The organism is Altericista sp. CCNU0014 (assembly GCF_044923475.1).
Lineage (GTDB): Bacteria > Cyanobacteriota > Cyanobacteriia > Thermosynechococcales > Thermosynechococcaceae > JAAURS01.
Map to the genome: position 1 here is coordinate 2,857,266 of NZ_CP137338.1, position 20,366 is coordinate 2,877,631.

Below are 20,366 nucleotides of genomic sequence, written 5' to 3' on the forward strand. Positions count from 1 at the left end.
ATGCAATTAGATTTTGAGGGGTTTCGCCTCTCTCCGCAACAGCAGCGGGTTTGGCAATTTACAGCTCAAGATGACAGTGCTGTTTATTGCGCTCAAGCAGCGATCGCTATTTCGGGCGATCTCGATCTAACCACACTAAAAACAGCTGTCGAGCAAGCGATCGCTCGTCATGAAATCCTAAGAACCACATTCCATTGCTTGCCGGACATTACCTTTCCGTTACAGGCGATCGCCCCCGATCTTTCTCCTTCACTGCTCGTGGAAGATTGGAGTTCGCTTTCATCCCAAACCCAGACGACCCAGCTTAACGATCGGTTGATTGCATTGCGTCAGCAGCCATTTGACTTAAGCGAAGGGCCAACGGTTTGTCTGGAGCTAATACGACAATCTGCCCAGCAGCACACCTTACTGCTCCATTTATCAGCGTTATGTGCGGATGCGGTCACTCTGTACAACCTTGCGCAGGAAATTAGTAAAACCTATGCAGCTTGCGTACAAAATCGGATTTTGGATGAAGTGCCCCTTCAGTATGCAGATTTAGCGGAGTGGCAGCATGAGATCCTTGAAGATGAAGCCGCTCAAGCAGGACGAGAGTATTGGAGCCAATTAGCGCTGACTCGTTCGACTAGGGTTCATCTGCCCTTTGAGAAACACCCCCCTGAAAACGCTAAATTTCAGCCTCAGGTTTATACATTAGCCTTGCCTGCTGACTGGATAGATCGAGTCGAAGCATTGGCACAGAATAGTGGGACTACTATTTCAACTCTTTTGTTGACCTGCTGGCAGATTTTGCTATGGCGGTTGACCCAACCCTCTCACTCGATCGTCGGTATCGGCTGTGAGGGGCGCAAGTACGCAGAATTAGAAAGCGCTCTAGGATTGTTTGCCAAAACGCTGCCGCTGACCTGTGCGCTAGAAGAAACAGCTCCATTTCTAACTTGCTTACAGCAAACACAGCAAACGCTGGACGCACACGACGAGTGGCAGGATTATTTTGCTGGGGCAACCTCTACCGCTCCCGAACAGCCTCTCCCGTTTGGATTTGAGTTTGAAAATCAGCCCGAACCCTGGACGATCGCCCAGCTCACGTTCTCCATTCAACAGGTTTGGGTTTGCCCCGAGCGCTTTCAGGTGAAGCTGGTCTGCCAGGAGCAAGGCAAGAGGGTCAACACCGCAGTTCACTACGATCCTCACTACCACTCAGCAGAAAATATTCAACGAATAGCGGGGTACTTTCAGACCTTAATAGCCAGCATTCTGCAATCTCCAGAGGCGGCGATCGGTCAGTTCAATATTCTCACCCCAGCGGAGTGCCGTAACTTAAGGGTTGGGTTAAATCCTACGGTAAGTTACAACATTCCCAGTCAATCCATTCATCAGCTTTTTGAAGATCGGGTAACCAACAATCCCGAGCAGATCGCGATTCTATTTCCCGATATAGCCCTTACCTACGCAGAACTCAACGTCCGGGCCAATCAGTTAGCCCATTATTTACAATCTTTGGGCATTCAACCTGGGGATTTAGTGGGACTGTGTGTAGCGCGATCGCCCCTAATGGCGATCGGAGTTCTGGGCATTTTGAAGGCGGGTGCTGCCTACGTTCCCCTCGATCCAACCTATCCGCCAGAACGGCTGAACTATGTGCTCCAAGATGTTCGGATTTCTGTGCTGTTAACGCAGTCAGACTGGGGAGATATGCCCTGTCCTACTTTGGAATCTTCTCAGCCTATTCAGCGCGTATTTCTTGACGAACAATGGTCTGCGATCGCTCAGTCCTCCTCAGATAATCCATCGTCTCAGAATACTACCCCTGATTTAGCCTACGTCATCTACACCTCTGGCTCCACGGGAAAACCCAAGGGCGTGCAGATTAGTCATGGCAATCTGTGCCATTATGTCCAAGCCATGCAGCAATCCCTAGGGATTCAGGCTACGGATATTTATCTCCATACAGCATCGATTGCCTTTTCTTCTTCCGTGCGGCAGTTGCTGGTGCCGTTGTGTCATGGGGCAACAGTGGCGATCGCCACGACAGAACAGCGCACCGACCCCCTGCTGCTGTTTGCAGCCATTCAGGAATATGGCGTGACGGTGATGGATGTAGTGCCGTCTTACTGGCGCAACTGTATTCAGCGGTTGATGGGGTTGCCGGAAGCAGAACGGGAGCGTTTATTGAACAATGTTCTGCGATTAATTCTGTCAGCGAGCGAACCCCTGTGGGCAGATATTCCCAGACGCTGGCGGCAGGAAGTAAAACACCCTGCTCAGCTCATCAATATGTCTGGGCAAACGGAGACCAGCGGAATCGTAGCGGTGTATCCCATTCCCCAGTCCTTAGAGGCTGGTACGATCGTGGTACCTTTAGGCAAACCCATTGCCAATACTCAAATCTATCTTCTCGATTCCTTTCTGCAACCTGTGCCGCTGGGGGTAACGGGTGAGCTTTATGTAGGCGGCGGCGGTGTTGGGCAGGGCTATCTCAACCAGTCCGAACTCACAGCAGCGCGATTTATTGCCGATCCCTTTAGCGCCAGTGAAGGCAATCGCCTTTACCGAACCGGAGATCTGGCGCGATATTGCGAGGACGGCACGCTGGAATTTGTGAGCCGAATCGACAATCAAGTGAAGCTGCGCGGTTTTCGGATTGAATTAGGGGAAATTGAAGCCGTCTTGATTCAGCATCCCCTAGTGCAGGAAGCAGCGGTGGTGTTGCGTGGGGAGGATCCAGAACAGCAGTACTTGGCGGCTTATGTGGTCAGGCCCTTTCTTCCAGAGCAGGCTACACAAGTTGGGAGATCTTCAAAATACTGCATTCGATCCCCCCAACCCCCCTTAAAAAGGGGGGCCTCAGAATTAGCTGATATTAGTGAGTGGTTGCGATCGCAGTTACCCGACTACATGGTACCCGCCGCAATTGTTGAACTGGAAGCATTACCCCTAACACCCAATGGCAAACTGGATCGTCCGGCATTGCCCGATCCAGCGCTGATACAGGGAAACCAGAATTACGAAGCACCGCGATCGCCTGTGGAAGCAGTGTTAGCAAGCCTTTGGGGGAAACTACTACATCAAAGACAAGTGGGAATTCACGATAATTTCTTTGATTTGGGGGGCCATTCCCTACTAGCCACTCAGGTCATGTCTCAGGTGCGGGATGCTTTTCAAGTGGAACTGCCGTTACGGGCGTTGTTTGAAGCGCCGACGGTGGCGGAATCGGGCGATCGCATTGAAATCTTGATGCGATCGGGGCAAGGGGTGGCTGCTTTACCGCTCCAGCGAGGCGATCGGACAGAGCCGTTGCCTCTCTCCTTTGCTCAACAGCGGCTTTGGTTTTTAGAGCAGCTAGAGCCGGGGAATGCCTCCTATAACTTATTTCGTGCTGTGCGGCTTCAGGGAGTCTTGAACCACGCAGCCCTAGAGCAAAGTTTAAACGAGATCGTTCGCCGTCATGAATCGCTGAGAACCTGCTTTACGGTAGCTGACGACAAAACCGTGCAAGTTATTGCGCAATGCCAACCCTTTGTTTTATCGATCATCGATCTGAGCGATATTCCTGAATCTCAGCAACCCGCAGAAATTCGACAGAGCGCAAAATTAGAAGCGCAACAGCCGTTTGATTTAACCCAAGCTCCCCTACTCCGAGCAACGCTCCTGCAACTGAATCCAGATTCGCAGGTACTCTTCATCACACTGCATCACATCATCGCCGATGGCTGGTCTGCGGGGATTTTGGTGCGGGAGTTAGCCGTTCTGTACGATTGTTTCTGCCAAGATATCTCAGCAACTGTCGATCCCAAGCTGTTGCCAGAATTGCCGATTCAGTATGCTGACTTTGCCCTCTGGCAACAGCACTGGCTCCAGGAGGGTAGGTTAGATCCACAACTTGCCTATTGGCAACAACAGCTTAGCGGAGATCTTCCTCTCCTCACCCTGCCTACAGATCGCTCTCGACCAGCAGTGCAGACCTTCAGCGGGAGAACCCAAACTTGGCAGATTTCTCAATCTCTCACGGCATCTCTGCAGCAGTTGAGCCAACAAGCAGGGGTCACGCTCTTTATGACCCTCTTGGCTGCCTTCAAGGTCTTGCTGTATCGCTACACCGGGCAAACCGATGTATTGGTCGGTTCTCCCATTGCTAATCGAAACCGGACGGAAATTGAAGGGTCGATCGGCTTCTTTGTAAATACCTTGGTGCTGCGTACCGATCTCTCTGGCAATCTGCCTTTCCAAGACCTTTTACATCGGGTGCGCGAAACCACCTTAGGGGCTTACACCCATCAAGATTTTCCTTTTGAGAAGTCAATTGAAGTCCTCCAGCCAGAGCGGAGCCTCAGCCATTCGCCGCTGTTTCAGGTCATGTTTGGGTTGCAGAAAGATCCTTTGCAGGATTTGGCCCTCACTGAACTGAATGTTAGCGTTTTGGAGATCGAAAGCGAAACCGCTCGTTTCGATCTCACCCTATCGCTTCTGGAAACCGATCGGGGACTGAAGGGAACCGTCGAGTACAACACCGATCTGTTTGATGCCGCCACCATCGATCGGCTGCTGGGGCATTACGAAAGCTTGTTAAAAAGTATTGTGGCGGATGCTCAGCAACCCATCGCCCAAATCTCTCTTTTAAGCGATTCAGAAAGACAGCAAGTTTTAGCGTCATGGAATCAGACCCAGGTTGACTGTGATGCCCAGGCCGAGATTCTGCCGCAATATATTGCCGCCCAAGCTGCCAAAACGCCCGATGCGATCGCCCTTTCCTTCACAGACCAACACCTCACCTACCAAGAGTTAGACCGCCGTGCCAATCAGCTCGCTCGTGTTTTGCAAGCACGGGGGGTTAAGCCAGAAGTGCTGGTTGGCATTTGTGTAGAGCGCTCTCTGGAAATGGTGGTGGGGTTACTCGGAATTCTCAAGGCGGGGGGAGCCTATTTGCCTCTGGATGCCAGCTATCCCCAGGAACGGCTTGCCGATCTCATCGAATCGGCTCGGCCCCAATTCCTGCTCGCTCAGGAATCCTGTCAAAATTGCCTGCCTGCTACCGCAGTTCCTATCGTTTGTTTGGATCGCGATCGCCTTGAAATTGCGCAACAGCCTAACACTAATCCCCAGGTGACCCTTTCTCCAGAGCATTTAGCCTATGTGCTGTATACCTCTGGATCGACAGGGAAGCCCAAGGGGGTAGAAATTCCTCACCGAGCGCTGACGAACTTCCTGCACTCAATGCGCAGCAAACCTGGATTGACGAGTCAAGATACGCTTCTGGCGGTGACTACTCTTTCCTTTGATATTGCAGCGCTAGAGCTATTCTTGCCCCTGACGGTCGGCGCGCGGGTAGCGATCGCCCCTCGCGAAACAGTCATGGATGGGGTGCAGCTTCGGGCGCTCCTTCAGCAATCTGGGGCCACCGTTATGCAGGCGACGCCTGCAACTTGGCAACTGCTCCTCAATGCGGGATGGCAGGGCGATCCTAACTTGAAGATCCTGTGTGGTGGTGAAGCCCTATCGTCGCAACTGGCTCAGGCATTGGTGCAACGCAGCGCCTCTCTATGGAATCTCTATGGCCCTACAGAAACGACCATCTGGTCTCTTCTGTCTTGCATCAGTGATGGGGAGATTGCTGCTGGGTCTGAATCCATCCACATTGGTAGACCGATTGCTAACACGCAAATCTACGTCCTAGATGAACAGTTGCAGCCCTTACCCATTGGCATTCCGGGAGAACTATACATTGGAGGGGATGGGGTTGCCCGTGGGTATCGACATCAACCTGACTTAACCGCAGAACGATTTATTCCCAATCCCTTCCAGCCCGCAGACAGGCTTTATAAAACTGGCGATCGCGTGCGCTACCGTCCAGACGGCAATTTGGAATTTCTGGGTCGGTCAGATTATCAGGTGAAAGTGCGGGGCTTCCGGGTTGAGCTGGGCGAAGTGGAAGCGACTCTGGGCCAACATCCTGCGGTGCAAAGTGCGATCGCCCTGGCCCAAGAAGACAGGCTCGTTGCCTACGTGGCAGCCACTGAAGCGTCTTACTCAGGCTGTGAACTTCAAGGCTGGCTACAGCAGAAATTGCCGTCCTACATGGTTCCCTCCGCTATTCTGGTACTGCCTGCATTCCCTCTAACACCCAATGGGAAGGTGGATCGTCAGACACTGCGACAGTTGCAGCTTGTGGATCGACCCACTGCCGACTCAAACTCCCACACGCCGACAGTAGAACTGCTCCTTTCAATTTGGAGCCAGGTGTTGGAGCTAGAACAGATTGGTCTTAACGATAACTTCTTTGCTTTGGGAGGACATTCTTTACTAGCCACTCAACTCATCTCCAGAATTCGAGCTGTGTTTGCCGTCGAATTGCCGTTGCAGCGCTTGTTCGAGACTCCCACCATTGCAGGTCTTGCGAACTATCTTGAGGCACCTCATCAGGATGGGGATGAGGTGCCACCGCCCATGGAGACGGCTGTGCGCGATCGCGATTTTCCGCTCTCCTTTGCCCAGCAACGGCTTTGGTTCCTAGAGCAAGTGGAGCCAGACACGGCCACCTATAACATTCCAGCGGCAGTGCGAATGAAGGGCCACCTGGATATTGCGGCATTAGAACAAAGCATCAACGCCCTGCTCGAACGCCACGAGGTCTTGCGAACGACCTTTACGGTTGTTGAAGGGCAACCGCTACAACGCATTCATCCTCCCAGACCTTTGGCAATAGCCGTTACCGATCTCTCGATCGCACAAAATTCTGAGCTATCCGAGCAGCTTTTGGTTGCAGCCCAACAGCCCTTCGATCTGGTTCACGGGCCCTTATTGCGGGTTGCAATTCTGCGGCTGGGTGCAGCAGATTATGTCGTTCTATTTGTAATGCATCACATTGTGGCTGATGGCTGGTCGATGGGTGTGCTCATTCGTGAAATGGCGGCGTTGTATCGCGGCTTCACGACAGACGATCCCGTTTCTCTGCCTGAGTTGCCAATCCAGTATGCTGACTTTGCGCTCTGGCAAAACCAATGGTTACAAGGTCAGGTACTCGAAACAAAGCTGAACTATTGGAAAAAACAGCTTGCAAATCTTTCAACCTTGCAACTGCCTACGGATTACCCACGAGAAGACGTCTCCAGCAGTCCTAGTGCTACCCATTTTTTTCAGCTATCGCTTCAAACTTCGGAGGCGCTGGTCACCTTTAGCCGCCAGGAAAATGTCACTCTCTTTATGGCTTTATTAACAGCGTTTCAAATCTTGCTGCATCGCCATACGCAGCAAGAAGACATCGTGGTTGGTACTGATGTTGCCAACCGCACCGATGTGTCTATTGAAGGATTAATTGGCTTTTTTGTGAACTTGCTGGTGCTGCGCGCGGACTTGAGTGGAAACCCCACCGTGCGCGAGGTACTGCAACGGGTGCGAACGGTGACGCTTGGAGCCTATGCCCATCAAGATGTGCCCTTTGTCAAGGTGGTAGAAGCCCTGCGTCCCGAACGACAACTCAAGGCGATGCCACTATTTCAGGTGCTTTTTGTGCTACAGAATGCGCCCATGCCGCCGCTGGAACTTCCAGATCTCACGCTGGAGCAAATGGCGATTGAGAGCGGTACTGCCCGATTTGACGTTGCCCTCTTTATGACAGAAACCGAACAGGGGATTCAAGGCACTTGGCGTTACAACGCTCAGCTTTTTGCTGCCGATACGATCGCCCGTCTCTCCAGCCAATTTGAAACTTTAGTGGAAAGCCTTTGTACTCAACCTGAAGCCCGCATCCACTCCTTGCCCATGCTGTCCCAGATCGAGCAGGAAACCCAGCTTATGCAGCAACAACAGCGACAAGCTTCACGCTTCCAGAAATTTGCTAGTATCAAACCCCAAAGTATTCAACTGGATGCAGACCAGTTGATCCAAACCCGTTTTCTCCATTCCGATGCAGCCTTTCCCCTCGTCATTGAGCCGAAAGTGGCGGCTTTGGATATTGCGGACTGGGCCTTGGCTCATCGCTCCTTTGTGGAACGTAAATTGCTGGATCGTGGTGCAGTACTGTTCCGAGGGGTGGGCGTTGATTCGGCGACGGCCTTTGAAACCCTAGCAGCGGCTATTTGTCCGCGACTTTATGGGGAGTATGGCGATCTCCCACGTCAGGACGTGGGCGGCAAGATCTATGGGGCAACCCCCTATCCTGCGAATCAGGCGATTTTGTTTCACAGCGAAAGTTCTCACCTCCAATCCTGGCCTCAAAAAATTTGGTTCTGCTGTCTCCAACCTGCACAGGAAGGGGGCGAAACGCCGATTGTGGACTGTCGCCAGATCCTACAAAAGCTGAATCCTCGCCTGCGCGATCGCTTTGCCCAACTCCAGCTCATGTATGTGCGTAACTTTATCGATGGGTTAGACGTGAGCTGGCAAGATTTTTTCCACACGAGCGATCGCGCGGTGGTGGAAGCAACCTGTCGGCAGGCAGGAATTGAGTATGAATGGCTTCCCGATAATGACTTGAGAACTAAACAAACTCGACCTGCGATCGCCCATCATCCCCAAACGGGTGAGTCAGTCTTTTTCAATCAGATTCAGCTCCATCATCCGGCCTGTTTAGAGCCTGAGGTGCGCGCATCTCTGTTGGCTAGTTTTGGCTCACCGGAACACTTTCCGCGCAATGTCTACTATGGTGATGGTTCGGCGATCGAAGATGAGACTGTACGGGAAATTTTAGAGATTTATCAGACCCTTCAAGTGAGTTTTCCTTGGCAGCAAGGGGATGTCCTCATGCTCGATAACATGCTGATGGCCCATGGCCGCAACCCTTATGGCGGGCCAAGGCAAGTGGTGGTGGCGATGGGAGACATGATCGGCAGCGAAAAACTTGCGTATCCAACCAAGGAGGCCGCCCATGCCCACTGAAACTCTAAGCGGATTTAGGCTTTCTCCCCAGCAAGAACGACTCTGGCACTTACAACAAACGGGATTTGCCTATGGTGCCTTCTGTGTTGTGGAGATTGAAGGTGCACTGGATGTCAATGACTTAAAGACAGCCGTGCAAGATAGCGTCAATTGCCACGACAGTTTGCGATCGCACTTCCATCGACTGCCGGGAATGAAAACTCCAGTCATGGTCGTTGCCGAGCGCTGCGTGCCGCAGTGGGAGGAAATGGACTGGACAGAACTCAGTACTCAGATTCAAGAGATCCAACTTGCTAAACTTTTACAGGCCGCGCAATATCGCTTTGAGGATCTGAGTCAATCCTCGCTACTCCGGGTGAAGTTGTTGAGACTTACTTCAGATCGCCATCTGCTGATATTGAGTATACCTGCGCTCTGTTTTGATGCCTGGAGTCTCAGGATTTTAGTGCGAGAGATTGGCGATCGCTATGGAGCCTCTACACCCTTAACCCCTGCTGAGGAAGGGGTGCAGTATGTCCAGTTTTCGGAATGGCAGCATCAGTTGTTGACCGAGGAAGAGTCACAGGTGGGACGAGCTTATTGGAAATCAGTTCCACTCTCTGCACTGGCAAATTTAAAGCTACCTTTTGAACAATTTCCACATCATTACACTCGCCCCCTAAATCCCCCAAGTTTGGGGGACTTTGAAGATCGGTCTCACACAAATTTTCAGGTGGAAGCTTGGAAAATAGAGATTTCTACCTCTGTGATGGGAAGCTTTGCTGAACAACAAAACACCTCTGTTCGTGATGTTTTGCTAGCCTGTTGGACTATCCTCATGGTTCGCCTGACAGAAGAACCGAATCTGGTGATGGGCTATGGTTGCGATCGCAGAACTTACCCTGAACTTCACAATGTTTTGGGGCTATTGGCGACTTGGCTACCGCTGCATTGTCCGCTAACACCGGATTTGCACTTCACTGAGGTTCTGACCTTACTAGCAGAAAAATGCCGTGCAGCAGAGGAATGGCAAGACTATTTTGTCTGGAATACAGATACATCTGAACCCTACTTTTTCCCAGTTGGGTTTGAGTTTGCATCGGATCCAACGCATTGGGCAACCAAGAACCTTTCCTGGAAACTGCTTCAGCATCATGCCTGTATTGAGCGGTTTAAGCTCAAACTCACCTGCATTCAACAAGCAGACACTGTAGAGCTGGTGTTTTACTACGATGCCAGTCGATTTACAACCCAGGCTGTTCAGGCTCTGGCCCAACAGTTTCAGGCGTTGCTAGCTGATGCGATCGCCCATCCCCAGCAGCCGATTAGCACGCTTAATTTGCTGAGTGTCGAGGAACGCGAAGCGCTATTTTTAGCGTGCGATCCACCCCAAGAGAGCTACTGTATTCATCACTTGTTCGAGGCGCAAGTAGAGCAGCATCCCCAGGCGATCGCTCTAGTCCACGAAGACCAGCAATTGACCTATGCCGAACTGAATCGCCAAGCCAATCAGTTGGCCCATTACCTCCAGAATTTGGGAGTAGGGCCAGAAACAATTGTGGGGATTTATTTAGGGCGATCGCCACAATCCATTGTTGCGCTGTTGGCTGTTCTCAAGACAGGCGGGGCCTATCTGCCCTTAGATCCGGCATTGCCTGCTGCAGCGATCGCTTCACGATTACAGGTGGCACAAGTAGAGTGGGCGATCGCAGAACAAGCCTTAGTAGATGCGCTCTCGACGCTGAATCCTGGGGGCAAGTTCATCTGTCTGGATCGAGATGGAAGGGCGATCGCGCAGGAGGTTGAGTGCAATCTTGCTGGCGCAGCCACGCCCGAGAACCTGATGTACGTGCTGTTTACCTCTGGGACAACCGGACAACCCAAAGGTGTTGCGGTTGAGCATCGCCAACTTTATAGCTACCTCTGCGGCATTTTAGAACAGCTCGATCTTCCGACTGGGTCTAGTTTTGCGACAGTCTCTACCCTTGCCGCCGATTTAGGGAATACCGCCGTTTTTCCAGCCCTCTGCACGGGCGGGTGTTTGCATCTCATCGCTCAAGAGCGGTTATCAAATCCCGTGGCGCTGGGGACTTATATCCAGCAGCATAAAATCGATTGCCTCAAAATTGTACCGTCCCATCTTCAGGCACTGCTGAACACGGCTCACCCAGATCGACTCCTGCCCCAGCAATGTCTGGTGTTGGGAGGAGAAGCCTTGTCCTGGGGATTCGTAGCGCAACTTCAAGCCCTCAAGCCGAACTGTCGAATTTTGAATCACTATGGCCCTACAGAAACAACGGTGGGAGTGTTGGCCTATACCGTACCGTCCCAGCCCGTGGATGAGATCGCTCCAGATGAAGCCGTTCCCTTGGGATATCCCTTAGCCCACGCTCAAATGTATGTTCTAGATCGGAATCAACAGCCCGTGCCAAAGGGTTTACCTGGCGAGCTGTATATCGGCGGGGCTACTGTGTCGCGGGGCTACCTCCATCAGCCGGAGCTTACTGCCGAGCGGTTTATTTCCCATCCCTTCAGCGCGCCGAGCGGTCAACGGCTTTATAAAACGGGAGATCGCGTCCGCTACTTGCCCGATGGGTCGCTACTATTTCTGGGACGACTGGATCGGCAGGTGAAGATCCGAGGCTACCGAGTGGAACTCTCTGAAATTGAGTCGGTTTTGCAGCAGCACAGCGAGATCCATCAGGTGGTGGTGACTGATCTCGCTGACCAACCAGGGTTAGTTGCCTACATCGTGCCCCGTTTTTCCCAGCCTCTCAATAAGCTGGAACTAAAGAAATTCTTACGGCAGAAATTGCCGGAGTACATGGTACCTGCAACCTTTGTTTTTTTGAAGGTTTTGCCCCTTACAGGCAATGGCAAAGTCGATATCCAGGCACTTCCTGCTCCCGCAGAACGCCAACTCTCCCAGACTCTGACCTATACCCCACCCTCTACGGAAACCGAACGGGCGATCGCCGAAATTTGGCAGGCAGCCCTAGGGCTAAAGTCAGTGGGCCTACAGGATAACTTTTTTGATTTAGGCGGTCATTCGCTGCTGATGGTACAGGTGCATAGCAAACTCCAAGCGCAATTCCAGCAAGATCTTGCAATGGGGGATCTCTTCCGCTATCCGACGATTCAGTCCTTGGCCAACTACCTCAACCCAACCCAGTCTGAACCCCCGCCTGATACTCCCTCTTTACAGCGCAGTTTAGATCGCGCCGAGACCCGCAAGGCAATTGCAAATCAACGCAGACAAATCCAGGAGGTTCAGGATGCAGGCCAGTAATTCCCAGAATTTATCGGGTGCAATTGCCATTATTGGGATGGCGGGACGATTCCCAGGAGCCAGGAATTTGACGGAATTCTGGCACAACTTACAAGCTGGGGTGGAATCAATCACGTTTTTTGATGATGACACTACCCCATCCGCCGACACCGCGTTCTTGAAGCATCCCAATGCGGTTAAAGCAGGCGGTGCACTATCGGAAATTGAGTCTTTTGATGCGGCTTTCTTTGGCTTTAGTCCCAGAGAAGCAGAAATCATCGATCCGCAACAGCGCTTCTTTTTAGAAATTGCGTGGGAAGCGTTAGAGCAAGCAGGCTATACCGCAAAAACAGGGGGTGCCATTGGCGTATTTGGCGGCTCTAGCGTCAATACTTACTTTCTCCATCACCTCTTTGCCAATCGAGACCTGATTCAGACCGTAGGAGCCGATCAAATCCGAATTGCGAACCGCCCCGATAACCTCACCACCCGGACTTCCTACAAACTCAACTTGCAAGGCCCCAGCCTCAACGTTCAGACGGGCTGCTCGACGTCTTTAGTGGCAGTCCATCTGGCCTGTCAAAGCCTGCTGAATGGGGAGTGCGATCTGGCCTTGGCCGGGGGAGCTTCCATCAGCCATTCGGCCCAAATGGGCTACCTCTACCAGGAAGGGGGAATCTTGTCACCGGATGGCCATTGCCGTGCCTTTGATGCCCAGGCGCAAGGCACTGTAAATGGGAATGGCGTAGGTCTGGTGGTGCTGAAGCGATGGGAAGCGGCGATCGCCGATCGCGACACGATTCATGCTGTCATCCGAGGGTCAGCCATCAACAACGATGGGGCTTACAAAGTGGGCTACACTGCCCCTAGCTGCACGGGTCAGGCTGCCGCGATCGCAGAAGCCCTTGCCGTCGCTGGCGTGACCCCAGACAGCCTTCAGTACATTGAAGCCCATGGAACCGGAACAAAACTGGGCGATCCCATCGAGATCGCGGCGCTGACCCAAGCGTTTCGCTTACAGACTAATCGCACAGGCTTCTGCGGGATTGGATCGGTTAAAACCAATCTGGGTCACTTAGATGCGGCGGCTGGCATTGCGGGACTGATCAAAACCGTTTTAGCGCTGAAACACCGCCAAATTCCGCCCAGTTTACATTTTCAGGCTCCTAATTCCCAAATTGATTTTGAGAGTAGCCCCTTTTACGTCAATGCCCAATGTATAAATTGGGAAACATTACCCAATCGACCCCGTCGAGCTGGGGTGAGTTCTTTTGGGATTGGCGGTACCAATGCCCATGTAATTGTGGAAGAAGCCCCTGCGATAGCTGCGCACCAAGAGTCCGCCGCTGCTCCCTCCCCTCGCCCCCATCACCTCTTGCTGCTTTCTGCCAAAACCCCCACGGCCCTAGAGCAAGCCATTCAGAACCTAGCAGACTATTTCGTCAATCACCCTGAATTATCTCTAGCGGATGTGGCCTATACGCTCCAAGTGGGCCGCAATGTCTTTGCACATCGCCGCGTGGTGGTTTGTGAAGAGCTCAAGGATGCTGTCCAAGCCTTGACGACGCTTAACGCCCAACAAGCGATCGCCCAACCCCAGAATCGCAGCGATCGCCCTGTTGCCTTTCTCTTTCCAGGACAGGGAGCGCAGTATATCCAGATGGGACGCGGACTGTACGAGAGCGAACCCTACTTCAGGCAACAGATCGATGATTGCTGCGAAGAACTGATGCCGTTGTTGGGGCTAGATTTGCGAACTATCCTTTACCCTGAATCTTCCCTCGGCGATCCGGATGCTCTCCAGCAGACAGCCCTGACCCAGCCCGCTCTGTTTGTGGTGGAATATGCCCTGGCTCAACTGTGGATGAAATGGGGCATCAAACCCGCAGCGTTAATGGGCCACAGTATTGGGGAGTATGTCGCCGCTTGTTTGGCGGGGGTGTTTTCCCTGGAAGATGCCTTGAATTTAGTTACCCTGCGCGGTCAGTTGATGCAGCAAATGCCAGCAGGGGCGATGCTAGCCGTCCCGCTCCCGGAAGCAGAACTCCTGTCTTGGTTGGATGGAGAGATAGCTATCGCAACCATCAACAGCCCCAGTCTCTGCGTAGTATCTGGCCCGATTTCAGCCATTGACGAACTCTCGCAAAAGTTGGCAATGCAAGGCATTGAAGGCCGACGGCTCCACACCTCCCACGCCTTCCATTCCCCCATGATGGAGCCAATCTTGCGCCCCTTTGCAGAGGCGATTCAGAAGATCGCGCTCCATCCGCCTCAGATTCCATTTCTGTCGAACGTTACGGGCACCTGGATTCGGACTGAGGAAGCAACCGATCCCAATTATTGGGCAACGCATCTCCGTCAAACAGTCCGATTGAGTGAGGGAATTGCAACGCTCCAGCAAGATCCGCACCTGATTTTGCTGGAAGTAGGACCCGGCAAAACCTTGAGTACCTTGGCCCAACAACAGCCCCACGCTCATTCCATCCTGCTGTCCTCCCTACCCCATCCCCGCGACACCCAGTCTGATACTGCTCATTTGCTTTATACCTTGGGTCAGCTTTGGCTACATGGAGTACCCATCCAATGGGCCGCCTATGCAGAATCGAATCGACAGCGTATCCCGCTACCAACCTATCCCTTTGAGCGCCAGAAGTATTGGATCGATCCGCCCACCACTCACACAAAAGAACCAGAGCAGTCCTCTACAAATTCCTCTACTAAGAAACCTGATATTGCTGACTGGTTTTACGTTCCTACTTGGAAACAGGTACCGCTCCTTGCAGGCTCTCCTCCCTTGAATCCTCGGTCTGGTGGTTGGCTGATCTTTTTGGATGACACCCATCTTGGCAAATCCTTTGCACAACGGTTAAACCAAGACAATCAAATGATCATTACCGTGAGGATGGGCGAACAATTCCAGCAACAGGGCGATCGCACCTACACCCTCAACCCCCATCTGGTAGAAGACTACGATAGGTTGCTCACAACCTTGGTGCAGCAAGGGGAAATGCTGACGGCGATCGCTCATTTCTGGAGCCTCACATCTCCTTCTGATTCTCACGATCGTCAGCTTGGATTTTACAGTCTTCTGTTTTTAGCCCAGGCTCTCGGTCAGCAAATGCTTTCAGCGCCGTTGTCTGTGCTTGTAGTCAGCAATCATCTTTACGACATTACGGGAACAGAAATACTTATTCCTGAAAAAGCAACTCTTCTCGGGCCTTGTAAGGTGATGAACCAGGAATACCTTCACCTGAACTGTCAGCTCGTTGATGTGGTGCTGCCTGCAAATGAGGGCGATCGCGATCGGTTAGTGGAACAGTTGATAGCCGAATGTACGGCCCTTCATCCCCAATGGGTGGCCTATCGAGGTCGGCATCGCTGGCAGCAAACTTTTGACCCCGTTCGCTTAGAAGCAAATCTGGCAGATCCAAGTGAGAACCCACGCTTACGATCTGAGGGAGTTTATCTCATTACAGGTGGACTAGGGGGGATTGGTTTGACGTTGGCAGACTATCTTGCCCGAACCGTTCAGGCAAAACTGATTCTAGTCAGCCGCTCCGATGCGTTACCCCAGGTCGTACAGAGCATCCAAGCATGGGAGCAACAGGGTGCAAAGGTGCTGGTTTTGCAAGCCGATGTGACTGACCTTGCTCAGATGCAAACGGTAAAAACTCAAATCTTAGAGCAGTTCGAAACCCTTCATGGCATCATCCATGCCGCTGGGGTAGCAGGGGGTGGCATGATGCAGCTCAAAACCCGTGCAGCAGCGGAGCAAGTATTAGCCCCAAAGATACAGGGAACCTTAGTGCTGGCCGAGCTGTTTCAGGAATTGTCCCTAGATTTCTGGGTGTTGTGTTCTTCCCTCAGTTCTGCCTTGGGCGGCTTTGGACAGGTGGATTACTGCGCGGCTAATGCCTTTTTAGATTGCTTCGCCCATCGCAATACCCTGAAACTCCCCACCATCGCGATCGACTGGGGCACTTGGCAACAGGTTGGCATGGCAGTGAAGACCCATGTGCCGGAAGCTCTGGCCCAAAGGCGCATAGCTAGTTTAGAGGCAGGGATGCTTCCTGAAGAAGGGGTAGAAGCTTTTCGTCGCATTCTGCAAAGCGGATTGCCTCAAGTTGCTGTCTCAACCCAAGATTTGCTGCAAAAGCTGCAACAGTCCCGCTCATTCCAGTCCTTGGCTGCCACCCTGACCCCTACGCCAGCGATCGCAGCAACCCCGCCAGAACCCGCCGTGTCCCCTCGTATCCAGCAAGACCCCCTTGCGCCCCAAACCGAGCTGGAGCAAACCTTGGCCGAAATCTGGCAGCAGTTATTGGGCATCGAACGGATTGGCATTCACGATAACTTTTTTGCCCTCGGCGGACATTCCCTTTTGGCGACACAGGTTACCTCCCATATCCGCAAAACTCTTCAGATCGAGCTACCCCTGCAATCCTTATTTGACTACCCCACGATTGCCCAGTTAGCCCAAGCCATTGAAAACCTACTCCTAGAGGAAATTGAATCCCTCACGGAAGACGAAGCACGGAGGCTTTTACAAAATGTCTAATTTCTCCCAACCCCGTGCGGCTCAGTTATCCGCAGCAAAGCAAGCCCTCCTAGCCCAGCGCCTTCAGGGAAAAATTCCGGCCAACCGTGGAGAACAGAGTATTCCTCGGCGATCGCCCAACAATCCAGCCCGTCTTTCCTTTGCCCAGCAGCGGCTGTGGTTCTTGCATCAACTGGAACCGGAGAGTGTGGCCTACAACCTTCCTAGAGCGATTCGCCTCATGGGAGATCTGGATATAGAAGCTCTGGCCCAAAGCTTTAGCGAAATTGTGCGCCGCCATGAAGTTCTGCGCACCACGTTTAGGACTGTCCGGGGAGAACCGATTCCCGCGATCGCTCCAGCAGCCCCTATTCATTTGCCCATTACAGACTTACAAACTTTGGCAGAGGAGGCAAGCAGGAGGGCGGTTCAAGATCTAACGGCTCAAGAAGCTCGGCGACCCTTCGATCTTGCCCAAGGCCCCTTACTCCGGCTCCAACTGCTCAAACTCAGCACCTCCGAACATGTCCTGTTGTTGACCCTACACCACATCGTTTCTGATGCCTGGTCAACGGGGGTGTTGGTGCGGGAAATGGTTGCGCTTTACGATGCTTTTACCAAAGCAGAGCCATCCCCGCTGCCGGAACTGTCGATTCAATATGCCGATTTTGCCGACTGGCAACGGCAGCAGCAGGTGCCACGAAAGACTCAACTCGCCTACTGGCAACAGCAGCTTGCTGGCGAATTAACTATCCTCCAACTGCCCAGCGATCGCCCTCGAACCGCACTGCAAACCCATCAAGGGGCCAAACGGTCTTGCTCTCTTTCTCCAGCCCTCACCCATGCCCTCAAGCAACTGAGCCAGTTCGCCGGAACGACTTTATTCATGACGCTGCTCGCAGCCTTCAACGTCTTGCTGCATCGCTATACGCAGCAAATCGATATTGTGGTGGGGACTCCGATCGCCAATCGCAATCGGGCCGAACTGGAAGGGGCGATCGGGTTTTTCATCAATACCCTGGTGTTGCGATCGGATTTGTCGGGCGATCCCAGTTTTCGGGCGTTGCTGGGGCGGGTGCGAGAGGTTGCCTTAGGCGCGTATGCCCATCAGGATTTACCCTTTGAGGTGCTGGTAGAAGCACTCCAGCCGGAACGCAACCTGAGCCGCAACCCGCTGTTTCAGGTAATGTTTGCCTTGCATAATGTCCCTATGGCCCCGCTGGAGCTGGCGGATTTAACCCTTGAGTCTTTGAAATCAGAAACGGGCACGGCCCAAGTCGATCTGAGTTTAGATCTGGTCGAAACCCCGGAAGGACTGCTAGCCGAGCTGGAATACAGCACCGACCTGTTTGAGGCAGAAACGATCGCTCGGATGCTGGGGCATTTTCAGGTGTTACTCACCGGAATCATCGCGAATCCAGACCAGAAGCTCTCGCAACTCCCCTTGTTAACCCCAGAAGAGCAACACCAGATTCTGACGCAGTGGAATTCTCCCAGCCTGGAAGATCCTTGCAACCTATGCATCCATGAACTGTTTGAAGCACAGGTTGCGCGATCGCCCCAAGCCATTGCGATCGCATTTGCAGGGCAGCAGCTCACCTATGCCGAACTCAACACCAGAGCCAATCGGTTAGCCCATTATTTGCGATCGCGCGGTGTCCAGCCAGACCAATTGGTGGGGCTTTGTGTGGGGCGATCGCTGGAGATGGCCGTGGGTGTCCTCGGCATCCTCAAAGCGGGCGGAGCCTACGTCCCACTAGACCCAGCCTATCCCCCAGAGCGTTTGGCCTTTATCTTAGGCGATGCTCGCATTGACCTACTGCTGACTCAATCAAATCTCCTCGCAAATCTATCCGCCCATCAGGCTGAAGTTATCTGTTTGGATGGGGAATTAGCCCAGGAGCCTGACGTTACAGAAGACCTCTTGCATGAATACTGCATTTGCCCTCATCCCCCAGCCCCTTCTCCCAACCTTGGGAGAAGGGGAGCAAGATTCAAAGTCCCTCTCCCAGGATTGGGAGAGGGATTTAGGGAGAGGGCGATAATTTATGCAAAAGGTCTAGAAAACCCACCTAGAGCAGCCGCCCCCGATCGCTTGGCCTATGTCATCTACACCTCCGGTTCAACTGGAACGCCCAAAGGGGTTTTGATTACTCATCAAGCCCTAGTCAGTCATAGCCAGACCGCTGCCGATCTTTATCAACTGCAAGAGAGCGATCGCGTGTTGCAGTTTGCTTCTTTAAGCTTTGATGTCGCCGCCGAAGAGCTGTTTCCGACCTGGTTGCGGGGGGCTACTGTTTTGCTGCGCGAGGAAGAAACGCTGGGATTAGATCGCTTCCACACATTTCTGACGGAAGCACAATTAACGGTTCTCAATCTACCGACGGCCTACTGGCACGAATGGGTGAGCTATCTCATTGAACGTCAACTGCCACTACCGCCTGCACTGCGCCTCGTCATTGTGGGTACAGAACCTGCCTCGCCGGAGAAATTAAAACTTTGGCAATCTTTCGCGGACAATTCTGTGCGTTGGCTAAATGCCTATGGCCCCACGGAGGCAACCATCAGCGCCACAGTTTACGAAGCCCCCAGCCCGTTAACTGAGGGGCAGGTTGAAAAGGTGCAAAGCCATTACACTCGCCCCCTAAATCCCCCAAATTTGGGGGACTTTAGAGTTCAGAGTCCCCCAAAGTTGGGGGGTTGGGGGGCGAATGCAGGGATGAATGGGACTTCTCAAACAGCCTTTGAGCCACTGATGTCTGTACCGATTGGGCGACCACTACCCCAGGTTCAAGTCTATTTACTCGATCCGGCCCTGAATCTAACCCCTATTGGTGTACTGGGTGAGCTATGTATTGCCGGCAGGAGTTTGGCGAGGGGGTATCTCAACCATCCAGACCTCACCATAGAGAAATTCATTCCCAATCCCTTTGGCACTGCTGCTGGCGATCGCCTTTATAAAACCGGAGATTTCGCCCGCTATCTTCCTGATGGCAATATTGAGCTGATAGGTCGCATAGATCGCCAAGTCAAAATTCGAGGGTTTCGGATTGAGTTAGCGGAAATAGAAGCCCGTTTAGCCCAATGTCCTGTCGTCCGCGAGGCAGTTGTGGTGGCCCAGGAATTGACAGAAGGCGATCGCACCCTCGTTGCCTATATTGTCCCTGAGAACCGTTCGCTCCCCTCGGATCGAGCCGATCTTCTTCTCGTGCAAACACTCCGAGACCATCTGAGCCAGATTTTGCCCAGCTACATGATTCCCAGCCACTTTGTAGCGCTGGAGGTATTACCACTGCTGCCGAACGGCAAGGTCGATCGTCGATCGCTTTCCCTTCCTGTAGAGCGGAAATCACAACCTACAATCTTGCCCCAAACCGAACTCGAACAGGCGATCGCCACCCTTTGGCAGCAGGCACTCAACTTAGACAGCATCGGGCTGCACGATAACTTCTTTGACATGGGCGGTCATTCTCTGTTGATGGTGCGGGTACAGAGTCAGCTGATAGAACGCTTTGGCCAAAATCTTTCATTGCTAGATCTGTTTCGATATCCCACCATTCATTCCTTGGCCCAGCACTTGGGTCAAACCCCGCCGGAACCGGATTCAGACAGGGAGATAGAAGTTTATCAGAAGCGAGAAAGCGGGAAAGCCCACCAAAGAAAACGCCTGAAAAAAATGAAATCGATGGGCAGTATGACAGGAGGTCA

General features: G+C 52.7%; 4 protein-coding genes (1 of these 4 only partly in view). All 4 read left to right on the forward strand.

The features are described 5' to 3' along the window. Tightly spaced (each overlapping or abutting the next), the 4 genes in view from R6H26_RS14000 to R6H26_RS14015 form a layout consistent with a single transcriptional unit that may run on beyond the window. The gene (locus R6H26_RS14000; RefSeq protein ID WP_404791150.1) at positions 1 to 8,874 is read left to right on the forward strand and encodes an amino acid adenylation domain-containing protein; all 8,874 of its coding nucleotides are present in this window, start codon (positions 1 to 3) and stop codon (positions 8,872 to 8,874) included. Further along, positions 8,864 to 12,142: an amino acid adenylation domain-containing protein gene (locus R6H26_RS14005; protein WP_404791151.1), complete on the forward strand. Its 3,279-nt coding sequence runs from the start codon at positions 8,864 to 8,866 to the stop codon at positions 12,140 to 12,142. The genes R6H26_RS14000 and R6H26_RS14005 overlap by 11 nt, the downstream gene beginning before the upstream one ends. After that, the gene (locus R6H26_RS14010) at positions 12,129 to 16,679 is read left to right on the forward strand and encodes an SDR family NAD(P)-dependent oxidoreductase (protein WP_404791153.1); all 4,551 of its coding nucleotides are present in this window, start codon (positions 12,129 to 12,131) and stop codon (positions 16,677 to 16,679) included. The genes R6H26_RS14005 and R6H26_RS14010 overlap by 14 nt, the downstream gene beginning before the upstream one ends. Further along, on the forward strand, positions 16,672 to 20,366 hold the 5' portion of the coding sequence (locus R6H26_RS14015) for a condensation domain-containing protein (protein WP_404791155.1). 10 nt of this gene lie beyond the right edge of the window; 3,695 of the gene's 3,705 nt are visible here — the first part of the coding sequence; its start codon is at positions 16,672 to 16,674; the stop codon falls past the right edge of the window. Before R6H26_RS14010 ends, R6H26_RS14015 begins: the two co-directional genes overlap by 8 nt.

Bases quoted from the DNA above. Each gene is read 5' to 3' on its own strand.
- R6H26_RS14005 (WP_404791151.1), top strand. From the start codon at position 8,864: ATGCCCACTGAAACTCTAAGCGGATTTAGGCTTTCTCCCCAGCAAGAA.
- R6H26_RS14000 (WP_404791150.1), top strand. From the start codon at position 1: ATGCAATTAGATTTTGAGGGGTTTCGCCTCTCTCCGCAACAGCAGCGG.
- R6H26_RS14010 (WP_404791153.1), top strand. From the start codon at position 12,129: ATGCAGGCCAGTAATTCCCAGAATTTATCGGGTGCAATTGCCATTATT.